This is a genomic window from Tardiphaga sp. 285_C5_N1_2, from assembly GCF_052076065.1.
Lineage (GTDB): Bacteria > Pseudomonadota > Alphaproteobacteria > Rhizobiales > Xanthobacteraceae > Tardiphaga > Tardiphaga robiniae.
Genome location: NZ_CP197241.1, coordinates 4,663,590 through 4,685,604 on the forward strand (window position 1 = coordinate 4,663,590; position 22,015 = coordinate 4,685,604).

The following is a 22,015-nucleotide window of genomic DNA, read 5'->3' on the forward strand; positions in this document are numbered from 1 at the left end:
GACATTTTCGCGTACCGGCCAGCTGTTTGCATCATCACATTTCAAGAGCAAGGTCGCGACGGCATGTCACTTCTCGAAGGTACTATCGATTCACGGCTCAACCCGCTCGCCGTTGTCGAGGATATTGCCGCCGATCATAACTGGGCCTTCGAGCGCTCCGGCGAAGACGAAGTCACAATTGTTTCCAAAGGTGACTGGATCGATTACCAGCTCTCCTTCACCTGGATGAACGAGATCGAGGCCCTGCATCTGGCTTGCGCCTTCGACATGAAGATTCCACCCGCTCGCCGCGCGGAAGTGCAGCGCCTGATCGCCGCGATCAACGAACAGATGTGGGTCGGTCATTTCGATATCTGGACTCACTCAGGCATGGTGATGTACCGGCAGGCACTGGTGCTGCCCGACGGCCTCACCGCAACGACCGCGCAGTGCGAAGCGATGCTGGTCTCGGCGATCCATTCCTGCGAGCGCTACTATCCGGCATTGCAGTTCGTGGTGTGGGCCGGCAAGACCGCAGCCGAAGCGATGTCTGCTGCGATGTTCGACACTGCCGGCGAAGCATGACCGACGCGCCGGTCATCACCTTGCCGGATGCGCCCGGCGAGGCCGAACGGCTGGTGGTCGCAAATGCGTTGCTGGCCTACAATACCAAGACCGTTGGCCCCAACAATCACCAGCCGCTCTCGATCCTGATCCACGATCCTGTGACCGGTGAGCCGATCGGCGGCATCTGGGGCAAGACAGCGTTCAACTGGTGTTTCGTCGAGCTGTTCGTCGTGCCCGAGCAGTTTCGCGGCCAGGACATCGGCTCGAAAGTTCTCGCCAAGGCCGAAGAGATCGCGCGGGAACGCGGCTGCATCGGTCTGTGGCTCGATACCTACTGGTTTCAGGCCCGCAGCTTCTACGAGAAGCAGGGCTATGAAGTGTTCGGCGAAATCCCGGACTATCCGCGCGGCGGCCCGCGCTACTTTCTGAAAAAGAATCTCATCTAGACGGGTTCAGGCTGTGCAGCCCGCCCCGCAATGTTATGGTCCCGGCCGTTCTGACAGCCGGGATTTTGCGATGACCTCCACCACGACCTCACGCGCGCTCAACACCATCGACGGCCACATCGTGCTGGCCGGCGCCGGCAAGATGGGCGGCGCGATGTTGACGGGCTGGATCGCTGGCGGGCTCGACCCCAAACGCGCCATCGTGATCGATCCGTATGTCTCCGACGAGATCAAGGCGCTCGCGGCCAAGGGCGTCCGTCTCAATCCGGACGTGAAGGACATCGGCGCTGTCGCTGCACTGGTCCTCGCCGTGAAGCCGCAGATGTTCGCCGAGGTCGGGCCGACCCTGCGCGCGATTGCCGGATCATCCCTCGTGGTCTCGATCATGGCCGGCACCACCATCGCCGGCATCGCCAAGGCCTGCGGCGGCAACGTGGTTCGCGCGATGCCGAATACGCCGGCCGCGATCGGCCGCGGCATCACCGTCGCCGTCCCCGCCAGTGATGTCTCACCAGCACAGCGCGATCTGACCGACGCACTGCTGCGCGCCACCGGATCGGTCGAATGGGTCGATGACGAAAGCCTGATCGATGCTGTGACGGCCGTCTCCGGCTCGGGGCCTGCCTATGTGTTCCTACTGGCCGAAGAAATGGCCCGCGCCGGCATCGCTGCAGGTCTTCCGCCTGAACTCGCGATGAAACTTGCACGTGAAACCGTATCCGGCTCAGGCGAATTGCTGCGCCAGTCCGATCTCGACGCGGCAACGCTGCGCAAGAATGTCACCTCGCCCGGCGGGACCACTGCAGCGGCGCTCGCCGTGTTGATGGCCGATGACGGCTTCGAGCCGCTGCTGACTCGCGCGATTGCTGCGGCAACCGCGCGGTCGAAGGAACTGGCGAAGTAACTAGACGGGCACCCGCACCACCGCCCTCAATCCGCCCATCGGACTCTCGGCCAGCGTGATATCGCCGCCATGGGAGCGCGCGATATCACGGGCGATAGCGAGGCCGAGGCCTGTGCCCCCTTCGTCCTGATTGCGCGCATCGTCGAGCCGCAGGAACGGCTTGAATACTTCTTCACGCATATCGGCGGGAATACCGGGGCCGTCGTCGTCCACCGTGACCGTGAGATAGCGATGATCGCGGTGCCCAGTGATGGCGATATCGTTGGCGTGGCGCGCGGCGTTGGAGACGAGATTGCCGAGGCAACGCTTGAACGCGGCTGGCTTCACCGTGACGATCGGCAGGCCGTGGAACGTGACCGTCGCCTTGTGTCCGTTGCGCTCGGCATCGCTGCGCAATTCTTCCAGCGCAGCCGCCATGTCTGTCGGCTGCGCCTGCTCGCCGCTGTCGCCGCGTGCAAAAGCGAGATAGGCCTCCAGCATGCCGGACATCTCGTCGATATCCTTGCGCATGCCATCGACTTCCGGACCGTCCTCGATCAGCGCCAGTTCGAGCTTGAAGCGCGTCAGGATGGTGCGCAGATCGTGCGACACGCCGGCCAGCATGGCCGTGCGCTGCTCCATCGCGCGTTCGATACGCGCCTTCATCTCGATAAAGGCATTGGCGGCACGACGGACCTCGCGTGCGCCGCGCGGCCGAAAATTCGGCGCTTCGCGGCCTTTGCCGAAACTTTCGGCGGCGTCAGCGAGTTTGAGGATCGGGCGGATCTGGTTACGCAGGAACAGGATCGCGACGATCAGCAGGATCGAAGACGTCCCCACCATCCAGAACAGGAAGATTTCCGAATTCGATGCATAGGCCGCGCTGCGCTGGGCGAAGATACGCATCACAGCATCATCGAGCTGGATGCGGATTTCCACGAGATTGGAGCGACCAACGGTATCGATCCAGAACGGCCGCGTGATCTGCCGGCCGATCTGGACCGACAGCGCCTGATCGAGCAGCGAGAAGAACGGCTTTGGACCGGGCGGTGGCATGTCGCCGAGCGGCAGAAAATCCACCACGAGGCCAAGGCGCTGCTGGGCGATGGCCTTGATCTGCGTGCGGTCCTTGTCCTGGGGATAGACCTTGTAGACGTCGATCAGCGTCGCGATGTCCTGCACCACGGCCTGCGACAGGCGCCGCGTCACCGTGTTCCAGTGCCGCTCCATGAACACGAAGGCGACCACCGACTGCAGCAGCACCATCGGCACGATCATGATCAGCAGCGTGCGGGCATAGAGCCCCGTGGGCATCACGCTCTTGAAGCGCCGGCCCATCAGACTGTGCGCCGCAGAGACGCGGCCCGCCGCAGAGCGGAGGATGGTGATGCCGGTGTCGAGTGTGGTCATCGTGCAAACTTCATCGAACTATGGCGACGCGACGAGGCGATAGCCGATGCCACGCACGGCCTGCAGGAAGAGCGGATTGGCCGGATCGGTCTCGATCTTGCGACGCAGACGATTGATCTGCACGTCCACCGCACGCTCATTCACGGTGCCACCGCCGCCGGTGAGTTCACCGCGCGGCACGGTCTCGCCGGGCGCTGCTGCCAGCACGCGCAGCATGTCACGCTCGCGGTCGGTGAGATGGATGATCTCGTCGCCCTGGCGTAGTTCGCCGCGCGCGAGGTGATACACATAAGGCCCGAACTGCAGAGACTCCGCGCGCTCGACAGGCACCGGCGCACTACGCTTGAGAATATTTGCGATGCGCAGCACCAGTTCGCGCGGCTCGAACGGCTTGGCAACATAGTCGTCGGCGCCGATCTGCAATCCCTCGATCCGGCTTTCCGCCTCGTGCCGCGCGGTCAGCATGATGATCGGCACGGCTGAGGATGTGCGAATGAAACGCGCGAGCTCGAAGCCGGTCTCGCCTGGCATCATCACATCGAGGATCAGGAGATCGAAATGCAGACCGAGCAGCTTGGCGCGCGCTTCCTTGGCGCTCGGCGCCGTGGTGACGCGGTAGCCCTCGCCGGAGAGAAAGCGCGAGAGGAGATCGCGAATACGGCGGTCGTCATCGACCAGCAGCAGATGCGGCGCATCGTCCGCCAATGGCACCGGCATTCGTTTGGCGGCCTGAGCTAACATCATGTCTTGTTTGTCCTGCCGTCAGTTTTGGCGGATGCCTGGCCCAAGATGACCTGCAGCACCTTGTCGGGATCATTGCGGTCGATCATCGCCGAGAGAAACCTGCCGATCGCTTCAATTTCGACCGGCGTAAAATCCTTGAGCGCGCGGTTGATGCGATCGGTTTGCAAACCCGCGAGCTGCGCAACGAGAGCTTCACCCTTGGCCGTGGCGAAAAGAAGCCGTTGCCGCCGATCGGCCTCGCCGGATTTCTGAACGATATACCCTTCATCGAGCAATTGCTTGAGGACACGGCCCAGCGACTGCTTCGTAATACGCAAAACATCGAGCAGATCGGCAACCTTCAGGCCGGGATAGCGATGCACAAAGTGTACAACCCGGTGATGGGCGCGCCCGAAACCGAACTGATCGAGCACATCGTCGGGATCGCCCACAAAGTCGCGATAGGCAAAGAACAACAGCTCGATGATGTCCCAGCGGGGCGGTTTCGCAGGATCGCCGCTGGATTGCCGCTGGATCGTCTCAAGCGATCGTGACGCCGCGTCCTTGGAATTTACGTCAACCATATTGACATATCTTGGGTTCAATCTTACAAAACTGACCATCGCGACGAAACATTAGAACTCTCGCCGCATGGTCCAATAGGGCCGATCTGAGAACCATACCGGACTTCGGCATGGCGCTAAAGCCTGTCCTGGGTCATCCACTGGGGCCGGAAACGCTTTTGCCGTGGGTCCGCTTGACGTAGAACAACATCGACGCTGCCGCCCCCAGGAGCTGCGCCGTAAGCAGGAGTGAGGTCCATGGGAGTTTCGTTTGATAAAATCGATGGCGCAGCTTTGCTGAAATTCGACATTCAGCCCGCGGCGAACGCGGTGTCCGAGGGGGACCGCGCAGCAAAACTCAAGGATCCGGGCTTCGGCCGGGTTTTCACCGACCACATGGCTCTGGTCCGCTACAACCAGAAGGACGGCTGGCATGGCGCGCGCATCGAATCCCGCGCGAATTTCCCGCTCGATCCCGCAGCAGCCGTCCTGCATTACGCCCAGGAGATTTTCGAAGGGCTCAAGGCCTATGTGCGTGAAGACGGCGGCGTGAATCTGTTCCGCCCCGATGCCAATGCAAGGCGCTTCCGAAATTCTGCCGATCGTATGGCCATGGCCCCGCTGCCCGAGCCCGTGTTTATCGATGCGATCGAGCAACTCGTGCGCATCGACCGCGCCTGGATTCCATCAGGCGAAGGCAGCCTCTACCTGCGCCCCTTCATGGTTGCGAGCGAGATCTTCCTCGGCGTGAAGCCGTCCGCGGAATACATTTTCGCTGTCATCGCCTCGCCGGTTGGCTCCTATTTCAAGGGCGGACCCGCCCCGGTGTCGATCTGGGTGTCGGAGAACTACACACGCGCCGCGATCGGCGGCACCGGCGCCGTCAAATGCGGCGGCAACTACGCCGCAAGCCTCCGTGCGCAGGCCGAGGCCATCAGTCACGGCTGCGATCAGGTCGTGTTCCTCGATGCGGTCGAGCGCCGTTACATCGAAGAACTTGGCGGCATGAACATTTTCTTCGTGTTCGAGGACGGTTCGCTGCTGACACCGCCGCTCGGCACGATTCTGCCAGGCATCACCCGCGATTCGATCATCGCATTGGCGAAGGATAAGGGCACGCAGGTGCGCGAAGAACCCTATACGCTCGACCAATGGCGTGCCGACGCTGCCAGCGGCAAGCTGAAGGAGGCTTTTGCCTGCGGCACGGCGGCGGTCATCTCGCCGATCGGCCAGGTGCGCTCTGCGAGCGGTGATTTTACCATCAATGGCGGCGCCGCAGGCCCCGTTGCGATGGGACTGCGCAAACAGTTGGTCGACATTCAGTACGGCCGCGCGCCAGACCAGCACAACTGGATCCGCAAGGTTCTGTAAGCGCAGGCGCTTCAAGGCGACAAATGCCGCAGCCTTTCGAGGCTGCGGCATTTTTGTTTGTTAAGTCGCCGGTACGAGCCCGAGTTGCTCGCGCCGAGTCCAACGCCAGAGCATGACCGGTGCAACGACCGCGAGACCCGCTGCCAGCCCGATCCAGATGCCGACGCCGCCGAAGCCCAGCTTGAATGCGAACAGCAGGCTGAGACCCATGCCGAAGCCCCAATAGCCCAATGCGGCAAAGATCATCGGTACGCGCGTATCCTGCAATCCGCGCAGCATCCCTGCAGCCACCGACTGCGCGCCATCCGCAATCTGGAACACCGCCGCGCAAAACAGAAACGACATTGCCGTATCGATGACGACGGCATTGGCGGGATTGCTCAGATCGATGAAGGCGCCAATCAGGACACGCGGCGCAGCCAGCAACAGCATGCTCATCGACGCCATGAATGACACCGCAAGCCCGAATGCAGTCCATCCTGCTCGCGTGATGCCATCGCGATCCACGGCGCCTTTGGCCAATCCAACGCGGACAGTTGCCGCCTGGCTCAGTCCCATTGGCACCATGAAGGAGATCGATGCGATCTGGATTGCAATCGCATGCGCCGCGATGGCGGCCGTTCCGAACTGCCCCATCAGGAACACCGCCGCATTGAAGACGGTAATTTCGAATGCAAGCGTCGCGCCGATCGGCAGACCGATGCGCCATAGCTTCGCGAGGCGTGGCCAATCGGCGCGCCACCAGTTGCCGAACAAATGATAACGCCGAAACTTCGGATGCCATGCGACGACGAGCGCAAAGACTGCGAACAGAAAGATGTTCGACAGCGTGGTCGCAAGGCCGGAACCGCGCAGACCCATCTCCGGAAATCCGAGATGGCCGAACACCAGCACCCAGTTGGCAGCAGCATTGAACAGAATGGTGACGCCCGTCACCAGCAGTGCCCAGAGTGGGCGTTGCACGGCGGCAACGAATGAGCGCAGCACGATGAAGCCCAGCGCAGGCAGGAAGCCCCACTGCAACATGTGCACGAAGCTCTGGGCGTCGGCAGCGGCCTGCGCCTCCTGACCGAACAGCAACAAGATCGCCTCAGCATGCCAGAGAACGATCCATGCCGGCACTGAGACGATCAGCGCCGTCCACAAACCCTGCCGGAATGTTCGCCGGACATCTCGCACCGCATGCAACTTGCGACCGATCGCTTCCGCCATCATCGGCGATGTCGCAGTAACGAGGCCGATGGCGAAGATCAGAATCGCGAAATAGACATTCACACCCAGCGCCGACGCGGCCAGAGCCTCCGCACTCACACGGCCGAGTATGATCACGTCAGTTGTGGTGAGTGCGATCTGCGCAAGATTGGTCAGCACCAGCGGCCAGCCAAGCGCCAGCGTCGCCCGCAATTCAGCGAGCCACAGATTGCGCGTTGGCGCTTTCTGATCGACAGCCAGCAGCATGACATCCTTCAGTCGATTTGAACGACGCAACGGTGAGAGATGTCGCGTCAAAATCCGTCCGACAACGATGTCGGACATTCACACATCAAAATGCGCGTGAAGATGCCGTGATAAACGCTACGGGCGTATTTGGCCAGATGCCGGACTAGCCGGCGTCGCGACCTTGCAGCGCAGCAGCGGACACCCAGAACACCTCGCCTTCGGAGTCTTCAGTGTCCAGCCAGATCAGCGGCAGATCGGGAAAGGCTTCATCGACATTGGCGCGGCCGCGACCGATTTCACACAACAAACCGCCATGCGGGTTCAGGTGATCGCCAGCCTGTTCAATGATCTTCCTGACGATGTCGAGCCCGTCATCGCCGCCATCGAATGCCATCGCCGGTTCGGCCAGGCATTCATCCGGCAAATCCGCCATGCCCTGTGCATCGACATAAGGCGGATTGGTGATGATGAGATCGTAGCGGGTATCTCCGAGCGGTTCGAACAGATCGCCCTTGTAGAGCGTCAGCCGCTCATCGAGCCCGTAATCGATGACGTTGCGCATGGCGACGGCGAGTGCCGCGGGGGATAGATCGACGGCGTCAACCTGCGCATTGGGGAACGACTGGCTGGCCAGGATCGCAATGCAGCCAGAACCTGTGCAAAGATCCAGCACGCTTTCAATCTCCATGGGATCGTCAATCAGCGATCCGCCTTCGCCGTCATCACCGCTGAAATGCGAATCCAGCAATTCGCCGATGAAAGACCGCGGCACGATAGTGCGCTCGTCCACATAGAACGGCAGGCCGCGCATATAGATCTTGTTGAGCAGATAGGCCGCCGGTTTGCGCGTCGTCACACGGCGATGAATGATGTCGAGGATCTGCTTGCCTTCAGCCGCAGTTACCCGCGCCATGGCGAAATTCTCGAACTGGTCGGGATGAAAATGCAGGACTTCGCAGACGATGAAGGCGGCTTCGGCCACGGGATCGGTGGTGCCGTGCGCAAAAGAGAGCCGGGCCTCGATGAAACGGCTGGTGGCGTAGCGCACATAGTCGAGCAATGTCGCAAGCTCGCCCGCACCAACCTTCGGCAGGGTCGCAGTCGCAATCTTCTTCACGGAGGTCTTTGCCTTTGCAGAAGCCTTGCTCGCAGATTTCTTGACCACCTTCTTCGCGGTTGTCTTCACAGTCTTCTTTGCCATCAGTTTTTATCCCAGCGCGCCGCGGCGTCGTCATCGTCGGTCTTCGCAGCAATCCAGCTGCTGCCGCCGGCGGTTTCCTCGCGCTTCCAGAACGGAGCATGCGCCTTGAGGTAATCCATCAGAAACTCGGCGGCCTGAAACGCCGCCTGGCGGTGCGCCGACGCGGTCAGCACCACCATGATATTCTCGCCGGGCAGGATGCGGCCGACGCGGTGAACGATCGTCAATCCGGTCAGCGGCCAGCGGTTCATCGCCTCATCAGCATGACGCGCAATCTCTGCCTCGGCCATGCCGGGATAGTGCTCCAGCGTCAGCGCCGTTGTCGCGTCGCCGCTGCCACTTAAGTTTTCTTGGCCGCGGCAGATGCCGCTGAATGTGACCACCGCGCCGATATCGGTCCGGCTCGCCGTCAGCGCGGCGATCTCGCTGGAGACGTCGAAATCGGCATCCTGAATGCGGATGGTCACGTTGGAGGTCATGAGATCAACGCAGTCGTTGGTAAATCAGCCGCCGGTCATCGGCGGAAAGAATGCAATCTCGCGGGCGCCAGCGATCACGGTGTCGGGCCGTACATGGGTATGGTCGATGGCAGCGCGGATCACCTTCGGCGTTTCGAACGCATAGGCATATTCGTCGCCGCGCGTGCTCAGCCATCCGATCAGATCGCCGACGGTGCGCACGGCTGCTGGCGGCTCGACCGTCTCTTCGGCCTTGCCGATGCGCTCGCGCACCCAGGCGAAGTAGACGACCTTCATGCATCCTCCGCAATGAGATGGTGAATGCCAGCCCTGAAATAGTCGTAGCCCGTGTAGATGGTGACAAGCGCGGAAATCCAGAGCAGCAACAGGCCGAGCTGTGTCGTGATCGGGATCACCTGATCGCCGGCCTCACCGGCCAGCAGGAAGCCGATGGCGATCAACTGGGCCGTCGTCTTCCACTTCGCCACTCTGGAGACCGGGACGCTGACACGGAGTGCGGCGAGATATTCACGCAGGCCCGAGACCAGAATTTCGCGGCACAGGATCACGATGGCGGCCCACAGGGTCCAGCCATGGATGATGCCATCGGCCGCCAGCATCAGCAGGCAAGAGGCCACCAGCAGCTTGTCGGCGATCGGATCAAGCATCCGGCCGAAGGCCGACTGCTGATTCCAGATCCGGGCGTAATATCCATCGAGAAAATCCGTGACCGCGGCGCCGATAAAGACGGCCAGCGCGACCCAGCGCAGCCATAGCGGGCCATCCATGATCGACTGCGAATAGATGCAGCCGACCACCACCGGAATGGCGGCAATGCGGGCCATGGTCAGGATATTTGGCAGGGACATCGCGGAATTCGCGGCCCGTCTCGTGGTCACTGTCATCCGTCTTACCAATACTGCCAGAGCGCAGAGGTCAACCGCCAGCGAAGCGGCGCGGCTTAGTTTACCGCAAAACTGCCCCAAGGCATGCGACAGCCAGATTACGTCTCGTCCATCTTTGCGGTCATCTGGCCACCGGCTGGGGGTGAAAAAAGTCGAAAATCTTGCGGGCGCTCTCGGCCGAGATGCCGGGAACCTTGCCGAGGTCGCCTACGGAGGCCCGCTCGATCTCTTTCAGCGTTCCGAAATGGTGCAGGAGTGCCCGCTTGCGGGTTGGGCCGATCCCCGGGATTTCCTGCAGTCCGGCCTCGCGGATGTCCTTCTTGCGCAGTGTGCGGTGCGATCCGATGACGAACCGATGCGCCTCGTCGCGCAGCCGCTGGATAAAATACAGAACGGGATCCCGCGGCTCGAGCTTGATAGCCTCGCGGCCGGGAATGAACATGGTCTCGCGGCCGGCGTCGCGATCCGGCCCCTTGGCCACCGCCATCAGGGTCACATCGGTCAGTTTCAGCTCGTCGAAGATCTCCTTGACTGCATTAAGCTGGCCGCGGCCGCCATCGATGATGACCAGATCCGGCCAGAGCGGCACGTCATCGTCCTTCGGCTTGACCACCTCGCCCTCAACCGGCGGTGCCAGCAGCCGTTTAAAGCGGCGCTGCAGCACCTCCTTCATCATCCCGTAGTCGTCGCCGGGCGTGAGCCCTTCCGACTTGATGTTGAACTTGCGGTACTGATTCTTGATGAAACCGTCCGGCCCCGCCACGATCATGGCACCGACCGCGTTGGTGCCCTGGATATGGCTGTTGTCATAGACTTCGATGCGCTTCGGCACGGTGGCCATGCCCGCCATCTTCGACATGCCTTCCAGCAGACGCGTCTGCGTCGCCGTGTCGGCGAGCTTGCGGCCAAGCGCCTCGCGGGCATTGGTCAGTGCATGGACGACCAGCTCCTTCTTTTCGCCGCGCTGCGGTGTCAGCACCTCGACCTTGAAACCTGCCTTGACGCCGAGCGCGCTGGCCAGCAGCTCGCTCTCCTCGATGGCATGCGACAACAGCACCATCTTCGGCGGCGGCTTGTCCTCGTAGAACTGCGCCAGGAACGAGCCGAGCACTTCCTCCGGCGTGTATGATTTTTCGGCCTTGGGGAAATAAGCGCGGTTGCCCCAGTTCTGGCCGGTGCGGAAGAAGAACACCTCGACACAGGAATAGCCGCCCTCCTGATGGATGGCGAAGACGTCGGCCTCTTCCACCGTGCGCGGATTGATGCCCTGCTGCGACTGGATCGCAGACAATGCCGCAAGACGGTCGCGATACAGCGCGGCGCGCTCGAAGGCGAGTTCTTCCGACGCTTTCTCCATTTCACCAGCCAATAGCTGCTTCACTGCGCGGCTGCGGCCGGACAGGAAGTCCTTCGCCTCACGCACCAGTTCGGTATAGCCGGGAAAATCGATCTCGCCGGTGCAGGGGCCGGAGCAGCGACGGATTTGATACAGCAGACACGGGCGCGTGCGGCTTTCGAAAAAGGAATCCGTGCACGACCGCACCAGAAACGCGCGCTGCAGTGCCGTGATGGTGCGGTTGACCGCGCCCACCGACGCAAACGGTCCGAAATAGCGGCCGGGCCGCGATTGCGCGCCGCGATGTTTCAGAATCTGCGGCGCCCAGTGATCGCCCGAGATCAGAATATACGGAAAGGACTTGTCGTCGCGGAGCTGCACGTTGAACCGCGGACGCAGCTGCTTGATGAGATTGGCCTCAAGCAACAGTGCTTCGGTCTCGGTCGCCGTCGAGATGATCTCCACCACCACCGTAGCCGCGATCATGCGTGCGATGCGCATCACCTGCCCGGTCGGCCTTGCATAGGACGACAACCGCTTCTTCACGTTCTTGGCCTTGCCGACATACAGCACGTCGTTGGCCGCATTCAGCATCCGGTAGACGCCGGGCGATGTCGGAGCATGGCGTACGGCATGTTCGATGGCCGCGCGGCCGAGCGCCAGCGGGCCTTCGGCAACCACGTCGCCGGAATCGTCATCGCCAGTATCCGGGAGCGCGCCGTCTTCCTCGTCGTCGGCCGCCGCGGGTTCCGGTTCGATGTCGGGTGGTGCCTGCAAGGTGGCCTGGGTGTCCTGCCCGGAACTAGGGCTGTCGGAACCTGGCTCTGCTGCGGGCTCGGATGATGTCTCGTGCAGCGGCTCGGTGGGGTCTTGAATCATGAGATCAATTTAAGCGCTGCAGCGGGTCATCGCCAGCATTCGTGCGACCGGAAATGCCCTCGCAACGGCCGGTTTTCCGGCTGCTCGCGGCAGGCCACAGGATTTTGGCCGCCCGCCCGGGAAACTCGCGAATTGCCAAAAGTAAGACTCTTTTAACGTCAATACGGCGCCGCAGCGGCCCGTTAAGGACCGCTTAATCTAAAACTCTCGATAAATCGTCTCGATAAAAGATGAAATTCCGTAACCCTAAGGCTTCGTTCGGCAGATCCCGGGCGCGCTCCCATGGGCCGGCAGTAACGCGTATTTTGGAGAGTTGAGATGAGTAAGTTTGCGTTCGCAGCAGTCGCCCTCGTGGCTGCAGGTGCGACAACAGCACATGCGGCGGACATGCCTTACCGGTCGCGCGCACCCTATACCGTCGCGCAGCCGCTCAATGCCTATAGCTGGGCCGGCCCGTATCTCGGCGCCACTCTCGGTTACGAATGGGGCAGCGTCTCCAACACCGGTGCGAAGCCCTCGGGCATCGCCGGCGGCGTGACCGGCGGTTACAACTGGCAGAGCGGCAACATCGTGTTCGGTCTCGAAGGCGATCTGCAGGGCACTGGCGCAGATGACCGCTTCGCCACCTACAAGTTCTCGAACCCCTGGTTCGGCACCGCGCGCGGCCGCATCGGTTACGCCTTCAACAACGTGCTGCTCTACGGCACCGCCGGTCTCTCCTTCGGCAGCCTAGAAGCCGAGCTGAACGGCCTGCAGCAGTCCCAGACTTCGGTCGGCTGGACCGCCGGCGTCGGCGCCGAAGTCGGCATCTACCAGAACTGGACCGCCAAGATCGAATATCTCTATGTCGATCTGTCCAAGAACACCTACACGCTCACCGGCACCGACAGCGCGCTCAGCTTCGGCACTGTGCGTATCGGCGTGAACTATCACTTCTAAGTCCGGCTCCGGACGCCTCGCGTCCGGACTTCGTCTTTAAGTACTTCGTCTCCAGATACGTCGACTCCAAGTACAAGAAACCATCGCCATTCACTCCCGGCCGCGCTGCGGCCGGGATTTTTTTATGGCCCACTCCCAAGCTGGATCCGCCGCTATCCTGTGATGACCAGATTGACCGCTTTGGGGCCCTTGCCCTTCTTGTCGGGCTCGACCTCGAAGGTGATCCGCTGTCCTTCGATCAGGTCCTTCAGGCCAGCGCGCTCGACTGCGGTAATGTGCACAAACACGTCCCGTCCGCCATCGTCCGGCTTGATGAAGCCGTAGCCACGCTCGCCATTGAAAAACTTGACCGTACCGCTCATGCCCATCGGGTCCCTCCCCGCAATGCTCCGCCGCGGCGCTTTCGCGCTGCGACCGACCGGACATTCACTCCACGGAAGCTAGGCCTTGTTTCAATATCGATTTGGGCCACGTCACTCCGCCGCAACCATTCGCGGAAGCGGAACGTAAAGCCAGTCATAATGACAGCAGCTTAATACGGTTCCGCCGGGATTGACTACCGTTTTTGGCGGCGCCGTTTGATAGTTGGAGTTTGCGTAGTTCGGCGCAGGCCGTGCGACGTCAAGGTTTGGCCGTCTCGAGCCGGAAGCGTCCAGCGCCGCCAAGGCCAAGCGGCTTCTCGAGTTGCGGCAGAATTTCCTTGAGCTCCGCAGCAAGCTTCCACGGCGGATTGACGATCAAAAGGCCCGTCGAGGTCAGCGGACCATCCGCCGTTTGCGGTGCAACGCTGAATTCGAGGCGCAGGCATTTACCAGGTGTGGCAGATGCAGCAGCCGTCGCGGCGACGTGCTGCGCCAGCTCATCGGTGGCGCGGCGGCTCTTGGCGGGATACCACAGCATGTAAATGCCGGTCGCCCATTTGGCATAGACCAGCTCGAACACTGCAGCCATCCGCGCGAATTCGTTCTTGTCTTCATAGGGCGGATCGATCAGCACCACGCCGCGCCGTTCCTTTGGTGGCACATAGGCCGGCAGACCGATCCAGCCATCGATATCGACGACGCGCGCCTGCTCGTCCCTGCGTAGCGCGGAGATCAGCTTCTTGCGCGCCTGCGGCTCGACCTCGCAGCACACCATGCTGTCCTGCGGCCGCATCAAGGCGCGCGCGATCAGCGGCGAGCCGGGATAGGCCTTGAGTTCGCGCGGCGCATTGAATGACCGGACGATGTCGAGATAGGGCGCGACCAGCGGCGCACTGGCTTCGCTGAACCGCGCCTGCAGGGCGCGGGCGATGCCGGTGGTCCATTCGCCGGAGCGCGTGGCTTCATCGCCGGTCAGGTCATAGAGTCCGGCGCCGGCATGACTGTCGATGACGCGGAACGGCGCCGGCTTCTCCTGCAGATGGGTCAGGATGCGGACCAGCACGATATGCTTGATGACATCGGCAAAGTTGCCGGCGTGAAAGGCGTGTCGATAATTCATCCGCCAGCAGTACGCTAGGAACGCCGGTTGAGCTAGCCGCCTCGCATCGGCGGCATTACCACCTGATCGCGGCGGCAGGCGCGGCGGTCAATCTCCTCGCAAGCGCGGAACTGGAGATCCTTGCTCATGCAGACCCGGACCTCGGTCAGGCGGTTACGATCGCAGGTCACGGCGATGGCCGAATTGCTGAGGCCCGGATTGACCTTGATGAAGGCTTCCTCGATTGCGTCCGGCGCGATCGTCTTGGCCTGCTGCAGATCGAGAAATTCGTCGGGAATTTTGACGCCGGCGCGCGCCTTGCGGATGGCTTCGAAATAGCCGCGCTGGCCAAGGCCGGAGCAGGTGCCGTGTTTGTCCCATTCATTGAAGATCAGGCCGGGTGCCGGCATCAGATCAAGCATGGACGTCATGATATTGCGCGCCAGCCGGGGCGATGGCCGCTCGCAATAATTCGGGAAGCCGCGGTCGTATTGCGGCCAGAGGCCATGAACCACGAAAGAGTAAGGCCGGCCGCCGCATTGCATCTGGGCCGAGCGGTTGTTGCCGCCTCGCTCTTGGGCCGCCTCGCAGAAGCTCGGCGACCAAGACAGCGACAGCACGTAGAAATCGAATTCGCCGGGCGCATTCTGCCGGCGGTCCTGGGCGGAGGCCGGATCGACGCTCAGCGCCGCGAGCGCCAAAAACCCAAGTGAAATGACCAGTCGAAATGCCTGAAACATGACGCGCCCCACCCCTGAGAAGGGCAAACCTAATCAGGCATCAAGAACAATTCAAGAACAAAATGGGTTGGATCCGCAAACGAAGCTTAGTGCTTCGCCGCCCGGCAACGCGGGTTATAGGCCCAGTCGCGGTCGAGACCGACGACGCACCATTCCACGCCCTGGCCGTAACCGGCAAAGCCGCCATCCTCGATGATCGAGTAGTGCACCTGGCGCGTCTTGCCATCGGTCAGCATCGCGTCGGCGGTGCAGTAGCGGCGCGGAATGTTGTCGGAGGTCCAAGGACGGAAGGCCGTCTCATGAACGCGGCTGAAACCGGTGATCTGCAGCGCAGAATTCCAGAAGGTGCTTTCCTTGTCCTGGAACTGCGACGAAATCGTCGAGAGACCAGCTTCGCAATCCGCCAGACGGCCCTCGTAGTTCGGCCCGGACAGCCAGAAGTTCAGCTCGAGCAGGTTCGCAGCCTGTGCGCCCGGAGCCAGGGTCATAAGCCCGAGAACGGCGCCGGTAACGGCAGCCAGGACGGCTTTCTTCCAGGATGAAATGAGGTCGCGCATGGGGAATCCGCCGTCTGATGATTGTTCCCGGAACGTGCCGCGAAGCCCGTGCAGGGTCAAGTGCATCGCGGCCACACCCAGCGCACAACTCTGTCAGAACCTGGACGGCGTTCTTTTCAGCGTCGCCGATGCCCTCTAAGGTGCCCATAACGACGATGGAGACGGTGATGCGAATGATTCGGTTGGCGATTTTGGCTGCAGGTCTGAGCGGTGCGATCATGAGCAGCGCGGCCAAGGCCGACTGGGTGCCGCCATTCAAGGGCAATGACACCGGCGGCATCATCTCCACATCCCTCATCAGCCAGACCGATATTCGCGCCCTGGCGATTGATCATTGTGCGCGTTACGGCAAGGTCGTGAAATTCCTGAGCGCCCCGCAGGAATATGGCGCCTACGTCTCATTCGCCTGCCGCTGGGTGCCCTATGGCGCCTCGGATCGGCCGCTCCGCGTTCGCTACTGAACCTTTTCACGCGACACAGCGTCTCATCGGCTTGGGGAGAACCAGGCATGATGCGACGCTGTGTTTCGCTGTTGAATATTTCCGTTTTGAGCGCGACTGCGATGTTGTGGGCAATACCAGCCATCGCCGATCCCATCGAGTTGCCGGCGCGCAAGGCCGGGCTCTGGGAAATGAAGATGCAGGGCAGCGCCGGGATGCCCGGCATGACGATGCAGCACTGCACCGACGAGACCACCGACAAGTTCATGAACACGACCTTCTCGCCGATGGCGAAGGACATGTGTTCGAAGAACGAGATGAAGAAGACCGCGACGGGCTATGTCACGGATTCGGTCTGCAATATCGGCGGCACCACCAGCACGTCGCATGCCGAGATCACAGGCGATTTCAATTCTGCCTATACGATGAAGATCACGTCGCAGAGCTCGGGCGCCGCCAAGGCCAATGCGGGCGACAACACCACGCAGCTGGAAGCAAAATGGCTCGGCGCCTGCAAGCCGGACCAGAAGCCCGGTGACATCATGATGCCCGGCGGCATGAAGATGAATGTCAAAGACATGGAGAAGATGAAGGGCATGCACCGGCCGCAATAGAGCCGCGCGCCCGCTGACTGGATGTTTCCCACCGTTGCGTTCCCCGCTATAGATGATGCTAATCATCCCAATGGCGCGTTACGACGCCGGCGACAGGAAACATCAGGAAAACGCAATGACCGAATTCACCGCATTGATGTCGTCCATGACGCGCTCCGGCGACGGCTGGGCCGTCAGCGTCAGCGACGACTGGCTACAGGGCCGTACCGTCTATGGCGGTCTGGCCGCGGCACTGTGCATGCAGGCTGCGCTCAATGAATTCGGCGCCGTGCCGCCGCTTCGCTCGGCGCAGATCGCCTTCGTCGGCCCGGCCCCCGGTCCATTGCAGTTGCGCGCCGGCGTTCTGCGCAAGGGCAAATCGACACTGTTCGCCAGCGTCGATCTTGTCGGCGAAGCAGGCCTCGCGACCCGCGCCATGTTCTGCTTCGGCGCCGCGCGTGAATCGGCTTTTGCCCATGTGGTTACCGGGACGCCGGGACTGAAAGCACCGGAGGACTGCCCGGACTTCTTTCACCGTGCGCCGCCGACGCTGCGTTTCCTGGAGCATATCGAAGGCCGGCATATGGGGGGCTCGATGCCGTTCAGCGGCAGCGAGGATCCGCAGATGATGCTGTGGCTGCGCCACCGCGAGCCCGGCATCCAGCCATCGCTGGTGGCGTTGCTGGCCTTGGCCGACGCGCCGCCGCCGGCCGCTTCCGTCCGATCCACAACGCCCTCGCCGATCAGCACGATGACCTGGTCGATCGACATGCTCACCGACGAGATCACCACCGATGACGGCTGGTGGCTGATCCGCAATGTCGCCGAGCAGATCGCCGGCGGTTATTCCAGCCAGGCGATGACGCTGTGGAATCGAAACGGCCGGCCCGTCATGGCCAGCCGTCAGAACGTTGCAGTGTTCGGGTAGAACTTACTTCTTCGCGGCGGCGGCGCGCTCGACGAAGGTCTGGCCACCCTTCATCTTGTTGTTGAGCGGCGCTTCGTTGATCTGGATGACGACGGCATCGGCGGTGACGCCGAGGTTCTTTACCAGCGCCTGGGTGATGTCGAGCATCATGCCCTTCTTCTGCTCGTCGGTGCGGCCGGCGGCCAGGTTGATCGTGATCTCAGGCATTGATGTCTCCTTTTATGATTTCACTCTCGTCATGGCCGGGCTTGTCCCGGCCATCCACGACTTCGTATCGACCGCATCAAACAAGACGTGGATGCCCGGGACAAGCCCGGGCATGACGATCAACTGATGGTTATGAGCTCCACTTCACGCCGTGCTTGTCGAGAATCTTACGGACCGCGCTCACGAGATCGTTTTCCGCGATCTTGGTCTGCGCCTCTGCCTGCTTCTGCAGATAGGCGTCGCGGTCACCTTCCAGATCCGACAGTCCGGCACCGAGGATCAGATCCTTCAGCATCACCTCGCCGGTCGCCTTTTCGTCGGAGCCTTGAATGATCACACAGGGTGAATTGCGCCTGTCGGCATATTTCAGCTGGTTGCCCATGTTCTTGGGATTGCCGAGATAGAGTTCGGCGCGGATGCCGGCATTGCGCAGGCTCGCAACCATCTTCTGATAATCGGCGACACGGTCGCGATCAAACACGGTGACGACGACCGGGCCGAAATCCGGCGTGGTGTCGATCTTGCCGAGCAGCGTCAGCGCCGCCTGCAGGCGCGAGACGCCGATGGAGAAACCGGTAGCGGGCACCGGCTCGCCACGGAAGCGCGAGACGAGACCATCGTAACGACCACCGCCGCCGACGGAGCCGAAGCGAACGGGGCGGCCCTTTTCGTCTTTGGTTTCAAGCGTGAGTTCAACTTCATAGACCGCACCAGTGTAGTATTCGAGGCCGCGTACGACGGAAGGATCAATGTTGATGCGATCCGGGCCGTAGCCTGATGCTCTTACCAGCTTCGCTATTTCTTCAAGTTCGCTGACACCAGCCTGACCAGTCTCGCTCTTGCTTAGATAGAGATCTGCCGCCGCGATTGCATCATTCCAGTCATCACGTTTTTCTGTCACGCCCAAAACAACGTGCGCATCGGCCACGCTTAAGCCCGCGCCCTTGGTGAAGTCACCTTTGCCGTCCTCACCACCATCCCAACGTCCGGGGCCGAGCAACTTCTTGATCTCGTCGACTGGAAACTTGTCCATTTTGTCGATGGCGCGCAGCACGGTGAGCCTGCGTCCCGTATTTTCCTCACCACCGAGTCCAATTGCCTCGAGTACGCCATCGAGCACCTTGCGATTGTTGACGCGCACCAGATAGCTGCCGCGCGGAATGCCGAGCGCTTCCATCGCATCCGCTGCCATCATGCACATCTCGGCATCGGCCGCCGGGGAGGCCGAGCCCACCGTATCAGCGTCGAACTGCATGAACTGGCGGAAGCGGCCGGGGCCCGGCTTCTCGTTGCGATAGACGTAACCTGCACGGTAGCTGCGATACGGCTTCGGCAGCGCGTCCCAATGCTCGGCCACATAGCGCGCCAGCGGCGCGGTCAGGTCGTAGCGCAGCGAGATCCACTGCTCGTCGTCGTCCTGAAACGAGAACACGCCTTCATTGGGCCGGTCCTGGTCCGGCAGGAATTTGCCGAGCGCATCGGTGAATTCCATGGTCGGGGTCTCGACCGGCTCGAAGCCGTAGCGCTCATAGACCTCGCGGATGGTGTCGGTCATGCGCCGGGTCGCGGCGATATCGGCCGGTCCGCGGTCGCCAAGGCCGCGCGGCAGGCGCGCGCGCAGCTTCTGGGGTTTTTTAGGTTTGTCAGCCATGAGCGGGGTCGTACCAGCGCGGGCGACAGGCGGCAAGAAGCTGAATTAAAAGAGATGTCAAACAAGTTTCGAGCCCGATCACGGGCTAGGCAACTGGAAGATTAAACAGCACAATGCATCCTATGGTAGAATCAAAAACTATCGATTGGGGGAAATAAATGGCCAACGTTAAAATGTCCGTGCCAAAGGTTGAAGTGCTCAACGAACAAACTGGGCCGGAATTTGAGGTGAAGTCAAATAACAAGCTGCTAGGACGGCTCTATGTATCAAGAGGCGGGGTGCGCTGGTTGCCTTCGGGCCACGAGGAAGATGCTCATCATGTTTCGTGGGCCGCTTTCGACAAGCTAATGAGACAACAGCCCCGAAAATAGTAACAGCTAAGCGTCTTCGGTATAGGAAGCGGACCTCACCAAGCCACGTTGCAGCGGAACCTTCGTCTAGCCTCCCCGTTCAATCTCAAATGCCGGTTGCCGCAACATTCAGAAATTGGCCGGCGCAGAACGAGGCTTTCCATATGCCACCGCTCGCAAGCGCCCTGGTGCGAACAGGGCTGGCGCTCAAGCTCAATCAGATCAAGCGCGCGACGTCGTCCTATGTCCGTGACCGCAGCGAGCAGACCCAGGGCATCGCGGTGTCCTATGCGGTCGCTGCGGGACTTTATGCTGCCGCAGGCGTCTTTCTGATCGCCACCTTGCTGGTCGGCGCCGCCGCGCTGTTTCGCTGGGTCGAACTGCATTACGGACTGTTTCAGGCATTTGGCGCAACCGGCGGATTGCTGCTGGTGCTCGCCGTCCTCTTCGCCATCCTCGCCGCGAGCCGGCTGAAACGTCCGGCGAAACAGTTTCCCAGTCTCGGCAGCCGCTTGCGCGTCGCGATCAATGCGAGTCCCGGCAAGCATGGGCAGACGATCTCGGCAGCACCCCACCGCGTGGCTGCGCCTAATGAATTCAGGCCGAGCACGCGCCCTGCTCAGCCACTGCAGAGCAGCGGCCCGGCGAAGGCTGGACTGGTGCTCGCTGCGACGCTTGCGGGCTGGGCTTTCGCCCGGCGCCGCAGCCTCGCGCAGCCGGCCCCTGCCCGCAGACCCGCGAGCAAAGCAAACGCCTGATGGCCATCCGGCGATCCGACACGGACAGCCTGTGGCTCATCGCAGCAACAACCTTCGCAGTGCTTGCGCTGCAGAGCTTCCTGGCGACACGCACTGCCGGGAGATCGGTGGCTGCCGAGCCGCAACCGATCGGCGACACCGACGTCCCGCCACCAGCGACATTCACCCGCGAACTCGCTCAGTCCGGACGCGGCCGCCATTCTTCCAGCCCGCTGCAGATTCCATGGACGGGCTGGAAGGACGTGCTGTGGCGCACCTACGAGCAGATCAACGAGGATCGGCTGCTGGCGATAGCGGCCGGGGTCGTGTTCTTCGGCCTACTCGCCGTGTTTCCGGCAATCACCGCACTGGTCTCCTGCTATGGCCTGTTTGCCGATGCTTCCACGATTTCGGACAATCTGCAGACGCTGGCGCTGATGCTGCCGGATGGCTCGTTCCAGATCGTGCAGGACCAGATCGCGCGCGTACTCGCCAATGGCCAGGCCAAACTCGGCCTCACCTTCCTGTTCGGCCTTGCGCTGGCGCTGTGGAGCGCCAATGCCGGCGTAAAGGCCGTGATCGATGCGCTCAATGTCGTCTATGGCGAGCGCGAGAAACGCAGCTTCATCAAGCTCAATATGCTCTCGCTCACTTTCACCGCTGGTGCCATCGCCGCGCTCCTTCTCATGGTCAGCGCCGTCGTTGCGCTGCCGCTGACGCTGGACCGGATCGGTCTCGCCACCGACAGCAAGACGATCATCAGCCTCTCCCGCTGGCCGCTTCTGCTGCTTGTGGTCGTGCTGGCGCTCGGCATTCTCTACCGCTTTGGTCCGAGCCGCCCCGGCGCGCGCTGGGAATGGCTCAGCATCGGCACCCTCGCTGCGGCACTGCTCTGGCTTGCCGGCTCGGCGCTGCTGTCCTGGTACCTGTCCAATTTCGGCAATTACAGCGCCACTTACGGCTCGCTCGGCGCCGCCATCGGCCTGATGATGTGGATGTGGATGTCCGCGATCATCGTTCTGTGCGGGGCCGAGCTGAATTCCGAGATCGAGCACCAGACCGCCGTGGATACCACCGTCGGACCGGGACGACCGATGGGCGCACGTGGCGCCGCCATGGCCGATACGCTCGGCCGCGCCAGCGCCTGAGGTGCAAAAGCACCGGTGGGCAAGTTCTCCCAGCCCTGCTTTCCGAATCAACAATAATGCTAAGGTTGGCCGGGTACTTAGCGCCGGGAGCGCTCGCGGCCGG

The 22,015-nt window shown here is 61.9% G+C and carries 26 protein-coding genes; 11 read left to right on the forward strand and 15 right to left on the reverse strand.

Annotated features, from left to right (window positions below; translation table 11 throughout):
* The first annotated feature begins 63 nt into the window (after nt 1–63).
* From AB7951_RS22040 to proC, 3 genes are all read left to right on the forward strand, one after another.
* Nucleotides 64–564, forward strand: a complete 501-nt coding sequence (locus AB7951_RS22040; RefSeq protein ID WP_089261805.1) for a YbjN domain-containing protein — start codon at nt 64–66, stop codon at nt 562–564.
* A complete protein-coding gene (locus tag AB7951_RS22045; protein WP_439062340.1) occupies nt 561–992 on the forward strand; it encodes a GNAT family N-acetyltransferase in 432 nt (143 codons plus the stop codon). Before AB7951_RS22040 ends, AB7951_RS22045 begins: the two co-directional genes overlap by 4 nt.
* A 70-nt stretch (nt 993–1,062) precedes the next feature.
* Nucleotides 1,063–1,896: a pyrroline-5-carboxylate reductase gene (gene proC / locus AB7951_RS22050; protein ID WP_439062339.1), complete on the forward strand. Its 834-nt coding sequence runs from the start codon at nt 1,063–1,065 to the stop codon at nt 1,894–1,896.
* Here the strand turns inward: proC and AB7951_RS22055 are convergent, their stop codons facing one another.
* Genes AB7951_RS22055 through AB7951_RS22065 form a run of 3 tightly spaced genes read right to left on the reverse strand, consistent with a single transcriptional unit; the run spans nt 1,897 to nt 4,592 of the window.
* Entirely contained in the window at nt 1,897–3,285 is a 1,389-nt protein-coding gene (locus AB7951_RS22055) for an ATP-binding protein (RefSeq protein WP_089261811.1), read from the reverse strand.
* 18 nt (nt 3,286–3,303) lie between these two features.
* Nucleotides 3,304–4,029, reverse strand: a complete 726-nt coding sequence (locus tag AB7951_RS22060) for a response regulator (RefSeq protein WP_089261813.1) — start codon at nt 4,027–4,029, stop codon at nt 3,304–3,306.
* Nucleotides 4,026–4,592 (reverse strand): MarR family winged helix-turn-helix transcriptional regulator, encoded by a 567-nt coding sequence (locus AB7951_RS22065; protein WP_089261815.1) that lies wholly within the window; start codon nt 4,590–4,592, stop codon nt 4,026–4,028. Before AB7951_RS22065 ends, AB7951_RS22060 begins: the two co-directional genes overlap by 4 nt.
* Nucleotides 4,593–4,829: 237 nt before the next feature.
* On the opposite strand from AB7951_RS22065, the gene AB7951_RS22070 reads away from it, so the two are divergent.
* Nucleotides 4,830–5,942 carry a branched-chain amino acid aminotransferase gene (locus AB7951_RS22070; protein ID WP_439062338.1) on the forward strand — a complete coding sequence of 371 codons (1,113 nt, stop codon included), beginning with the start codon at nt 4,830–4,832 and terminating at the stop codon, nt 5,940–5,942.
* Between the two features lie 60 nt (nt 5,943–6,002).
* Here AB7951_RS22070 and AB7951_RS22075 read toward each other — a convergent pair whose 3' ends face one another.
* The 6 genes from AB7951_RS22075 to uvrC all read right to left on the reverse strand — a co-directional run bounded on the left by AB7951_RS22075 (nt 6,003) and on the right by uvrC (nt 12,161).
* Nucleotides 6,003–7,400 carry an MATE family efflux transporter gene (locus AB7951_RS22075; protein WP_439062711.1) on the reverse strand — a complete coding sequence of 466 codons (1,398 nt, stop codon included), beginning with the start codon at nt 7,398–7,400 and terminating at the stop codon, nt 6,003–6,005.
* Between the two features lie 145 nt (nt 7,401–7,545).
* Nucleotides 7,546–8,583 (reverse strand): 50S ribosomal protein L3 N(5)-glutamine methyltransferase, encoded by a 1,038-nt coding sequence (prmB, locus tag AB7951_RS22080; protein WP_439062337.1) that lies wholly within the window; start codon nt 8,581–8,583, stop codon nt 7,546–7,548.
* Nucleotides 8,583–9,062, reverse strand: coding sequence for a molybdenum cofactor biosynthesis protein MoaE (locus tag AB7951_RS22085; protein ID WP_439062336.1), 480 nt, complete (start codon nt 9,060–9,062; stop codon nt 8,583–8,585). Before AB7951_RS22085 ends, prmB begins: the two co-directional genes overlap by 1 nt.
* Nucleotides 9,063–9,086: 24 nt before the next feature.
* Nucleotides 9,087–9,338, reverse strand: a complete 252-nt coding sequence (gene moaD, locus AB7951_RS22090; protein WP_068731149.1) for a molybdopterin converting factor subunit 1 — start codon at nt 9,336–9,338, stop codon at nt 9,087–9,089.
* The gene (pgsA, locus tag AB7951_RS22095; RefSeq protein ID WP_089261825.1) at nt 9,335–9,946 is read right to left on the reverse strand and encodes a CDP-diacylglycerol--glycerol-3-phosphate 3-phosphatidyltransferase; all 612 of its coding nucleotides are present in this window, start codon (nt 9,944–9,946) and stop codon (nt 9,335–9,337) included. Before pgsA ends, moaD begins: the two co-directional genes overlap by 4 nt.
* Before the next feature lie 121 nt (nt 9,947–10,067).
* Nucleotides 10,068–12,161: an excinuclease ABC subunit UvrC gene (uvrC, locus tag AB7951_RS22100; RefSeq protein ID WP_439062335.1), complete on the reverse strand. Its 2,094-nt coding sequence runs from the start codon at nt 12,159–12,161 to the stop codon at nt 10,068–10,070.
* A gap of 318 nt (nt 12,162–12,479) precedes the next feature.
* Between uvrC and AB7951_RS22105 the strand changes: the two genes are divergently transcribed.
* A complete protein-coding gene (locus AB7951_RS22105; protein ID WP_068731146.1) occupies nt 12,480–13,100 on the forward strand; it encodes an outer membrane protein in 621 nt (206 codons plus the stop codon).
* Between the two features lie 152 nt (nt 13,101–13,252).
* Here AB7951_RS22105 and AB7951_RS22110 read toward each other — a convergent pair whose 3' ends face one another.
* From AB7951_RS22110 to AB7951_RS22125, 4 genes are all read right to left on the reverse strand, one after another.
* A complete protein-coding gene (locus tag AB7951_RS22110) occupies nt 13,253–13,468 on the reverse strand; it encodes a cold-shock protein (protein ID WP_068731145.1) in 216 nt (71 codons plus the stop codon).
* Between the two features lie 253 nt (nt 13,469–13,721).
* A complete protein-coding gene (locus AB7951_RS22115; RefSeq protein ID WP_439062334.1) occupies nt 13,722–14,582 on the reverse strand; it encodes a 23S rRNA (adenine(2030)-N(6))-methyltransferase RlmJ in 861 nt (286 codons plus the stop codon).
* Between the two features lie 32 nt (nt 14,583–14,614).
* Nucleotides 14,615–15,301, reverse strand: coding sequence for a ribonuclease T2 family protein (locus AB7951_RS22120; RefSeq protein WP_439062333.1), 687 nt, complete (start codon nt 15,299–15,301; stop codon nt 14,615–14,617).
* A gap of 86 nt (nt 15,302–15,387) precedes the next feature.
* A complete protein-coding gene (locus AB7951_RS22125) occupies nt 15,388–15,858 on the reverse strand; it encodes a hypothetical protein (protein ID WP_089261833.1) in 471 nt (156 codons plus the stop codon).
* Between the two features lie 167 nt (nt 15,859–16,025).
* On the opposite strand from AB7951_RS22125, the gene AB7951_RS22130 reads away from it, so the two are divergent.
* From AB7951_RS22130 to AB7951_RS22140, 3 genes are all read left to right on the forward strand, one after another.
* Complete coding sequence (locus tag AB7951_RS22130) at nt 16,026–16,319, forward strand: hypothetical protein (protein ID WP_068731365.1); 294 nt, start codon at nt 16,026–16,028, stop codon at nt 16,317–16,319.
* Between the two features lie 47 nt (nt 16,320–16,366).
* Nucleotides 16,367–16,912, forward strand: a complete 546-nt coding sequence (locus tag AB7951_RS22135) for a DUF3617 domain-containing protein (RefSeq protein WP_439062332.1) — start codon at nt 16,367–16,369, stop codon at nt 16,910–16,912.
* Between the two features lie 115 nt (nt 16,913–17,027).
* Entirely contained in the window at nt 17,028–17,819 is a 792-nt protein-coding gene (locus tag AB7951_RS22140) for a thioesterase family protein (protein ID WP_439062331.1), read from the forward strand.
* A gap of 3 nt (nt 17,820–17,822) precedes the next feature.
* Here the strand turns inward: AB7951_RS22140 and AB7951_RS22145 are convergent, their stop codons facing one another.
* Together AB7951_RS22145 and hisS are read right to left on the reverse strand one after the other, a co-directional pair.
* Complete coding sequence (locus AB7951_RS22145; protein WP_068731140.1) at nt 17,823–18,026, reverse strand: tautomerase family protein; 204 nt, start codon at nt 18,024–18,026, stop codon at nt 17,823–17,825.
* A gap of 130 nt (nt 18,027–18,156) precedes the next feature.
* Nucleotides 18,157–19,677: a histidine--tRNA ligase gene (gene hisS, locus AB7951_RS22150; RefSeq protein ID WP_439062330.1), complete on the reverse strand. Its 1,521-nt coding sequence runs from the start codon at nt 19,675–19,677 to the stop codon at nt 18,157–18,159.
* A gap of 158 nt (nt 19,678–19,835) precedes the next feature.
* Here hisS and AB7951_RS22155 point away from each other — a divergent pair, with 158 nt between their 5' ends.
* From AB7951_RS22155 to AB7951_RS22165, 3 genes are all read left to right on the forward strand, one after another.
* Nucleotides 19,836–20,048 (forward strand): hypothetical protein, encoded by a 213-nt coding sequence (locus AB7951_RS22155; protein ID WP_439062329.1) that lies wholly within the window; start codon nt 19,836–19,838, stop codon nt 20,046–20,048.
* A 143-nt stretch (nt 20,049–20,191) separates the two neighbouring features.
* The gene (locus AB7951_RS22160; RefSeq protein ID WP_286144001.1) at nt 20,192–20,785 is read left to right on the forward strand and encodes a phage holin family protein; all 594 of its coding nucleotides are present in this window, start codon (nt 20,192–20,194) and stop codon (nt 20,783–20,785) included.
* A complete protein-coding gene (locus AB7951_RS22165; protein ID WP_439062328.1) occupies nt 20,785–21,912 on the forward strand; it encodes a YihY/virulence factor BrkB family protein in 1,128 nt (375 codons plus the stop codon). The genes AB7951_RS22160 and AB7951_RS22165 overlap by 1 nt, the downstream gene beginning before the upstream one ends.
* Nucleotides 21,913–22,015 lie beyond the last annotated feature (103 nt).

What these genes read in the sequence shown, in the direction of transcription:
- AB7951_RS22045 (WP_439062340.1), top strand. Translation starts at nt 561, where the DNA reads ATGACCGACGCGCCGGTCATCACCTTGCCGGATGCGCCCGGCGAGGCC.
- AB7951_RS22125 (WP_089261833.1), bottom strand. Translation starts at nt 15,858, where the DNA reads ATGCGCGACCTCATTTCATCCTGGAAGAAAGCCGTCCTGGCTGCCGTT.
- pgsA (WP_089261825.1), bottom strand. Translation starts at nt 9,946, where the DNA reads ATGACAGTGACCACGAGACGGGCCGCGAATTCCGCGATGTCCCTGCCA.
- AB7951_RS22060 (WP_089261813.1), bottom strand. Translation starts at nt 4,029, where the DNA reads ATGATGTTAGCTCAGGCCGCCAAACGAATGCCGGTGCCATTGGCGGAC.
- AB7951_RS22085 (WP_439062336.1), bottom strand. Translation starts at nt 9,062, where the DNA reads ATGACCTCCAACGTGACCATCCGCATTCAGGATGCCGATTTCGACGTC.
- AB7951_RS22105 (WP_068731146.1), top strand. Translation starts at nt 12,480, where the DNA reads ATGAGTAAGTTTGCGTTCGCAGCAGTCGCCCTCGTGGCTGCAGGTGCG.
- AB7951_RS22140 (WP_439062331.1), top strand. Translation starts at nt 17,028, where the DNA reads ATGACCGAATTCACCGCATTGATGTCGTCCATGACGCGCTCCGGCGAC.
- AB7951_RS22040 (WP_089261805.1), top strand. Translation starts at nt 64, where the DNA reads ATGTCACTTCTCGAAGGTACTATCGATTCACGGCTCAACCCGCTCGCC.
- AB7951_RS22130 (WP_068731365.1), top strand. Translation starts at nt 16,026, where the DNA reads ATGCGAATGATTCGGTTGGCGATTTTGGCTGCAGGTCTGAGCGGTGCG.
- AB7951_RS22135 (WP_439062332.1), top strand. Translation starts at nt 16,367, where the DNA reads ATGATGCGACGCTGTGTTTCGCTGTTGAATATTTCCGTTTTGAGCGCG.
- uvrC (WP_439062335.1), bottom strand. Translation starts at nt 12,161, where the DNA reads ATGATTCAAGACCCCACCGAGCCGCTGCACGAGACATCATCCGAGCCC.
- AB7951_RS22120 (WP_439062333.1), bottom strand. Translation starts at nt 15,301, where the DNA reads ATGTTTCAGGCATTTCGACTGGTCATTTCACTTGGGTTTTTGGCGCTC.
- AB7951_RS22115 (WP_439062334.1), bottom strand. Translation starts at nt 14,582, where the DNA reads ATGAATTATCGACACGCCTTTCACGCCGGCAACTTTGCCGATGTCATC.
- AB7951_RS22070 (WP_439062338.1), top strand. Translation starts at nt 4,830, where the DNA reads ATGGGAGTTTCGTTTGATAAAATCGATGGCGCAGCTTTGCTGAAATTC.
- AB7951_RS22065 (WP_089261815.1), bottom strand. Translation starts at nt 4,592, where the DNA reads ATGGTTGACGTAAATTCCAAGGACGCGGCGTCACGATCGCTTGAGACG.
- AB7951_RS22075 (WP_439062711.1), bottom strand. Translation starts at nt 7,400, where the DNA reads ATGCTGCTGGCTGTCGATCAGAAAGCGCCAACGCGCAATCTGTGGCTC.
- AB7951_RS22055 (WP_089261811.1), bottom strand. Translation starts at nt 3,285, where the DNA reads ATGACCACACTCGACACCGGCATCACCATCCTCCGCTCTGCGGCGGGC.
- AB7951_RS22165 (WP_439062328.1), top strand. Translation starts at nt 20,785, where the DNA reads ATGGCCATCCGGCGATCCGACACGGACAGCCTGTGGCTCATCGCAGCA.
- AB7951_RS22160 (WP_286144001.1), top strand. Translation starts at nt 20,192, where the DNA reads ATGCCACCGCTCGCAAGCGCCCTGGTGCGAACAGGGCTGGCGCTCAAG.
- AB7951_RS22110 (WP_068731145.1), bottom strand. Translation starts at nt 13,468, where the DNA reads ATGGGCATGAGCGGTACGGTCAAGTTTTTCAATGGCGAGCGTGGCTAC.
- AB7951_RS22145 (WP_068731140.1), bottom strand. Translation starts at nt 18,026, where the DNA reads ATGCCTGAGATCACGATCAACCTGGCCGCCGGCCGCACCGACGAGCAG.
- moaD (WP_068731149.1), bottom strand. Translation starts at nt 9,338, where the DNA reads ATGAAGGTCGTCTACTTCGCCTGGGTGCGCGAGCGCATCGGCAAGGCC.
- AB7951_RS22155 (WP_439062329.1), top strand. Translation starts at nt 19,836, where the DNA reads ATGGCCAACGTTAAAATGTCCGTGCCAAAGGTTGAAGTGCTCAACGAA.
- hisS (WP_439062330.1), bottom strand. Translation starts at nt 19,677, where the DNA reads ATGGCTGACAAACCTAAAAAACCCCAGAAGCTGCGCGCGCGCCTGCCG.
- proC (WP_439062339.1), top strand. Translation starts at nt 1,063, where the DNA reads ATGACCTCCACCACGACCTCACGCGCGCTCAACACCATCGACGGCCAC.
- prmB (WP_439062337.1), bottom strand. Translation starts at nt 8,583, where the DNA reads ATGGCAAAGAAGACTGTGAAGACAACCGCGAAGAAGGTGGTCAAGAAA.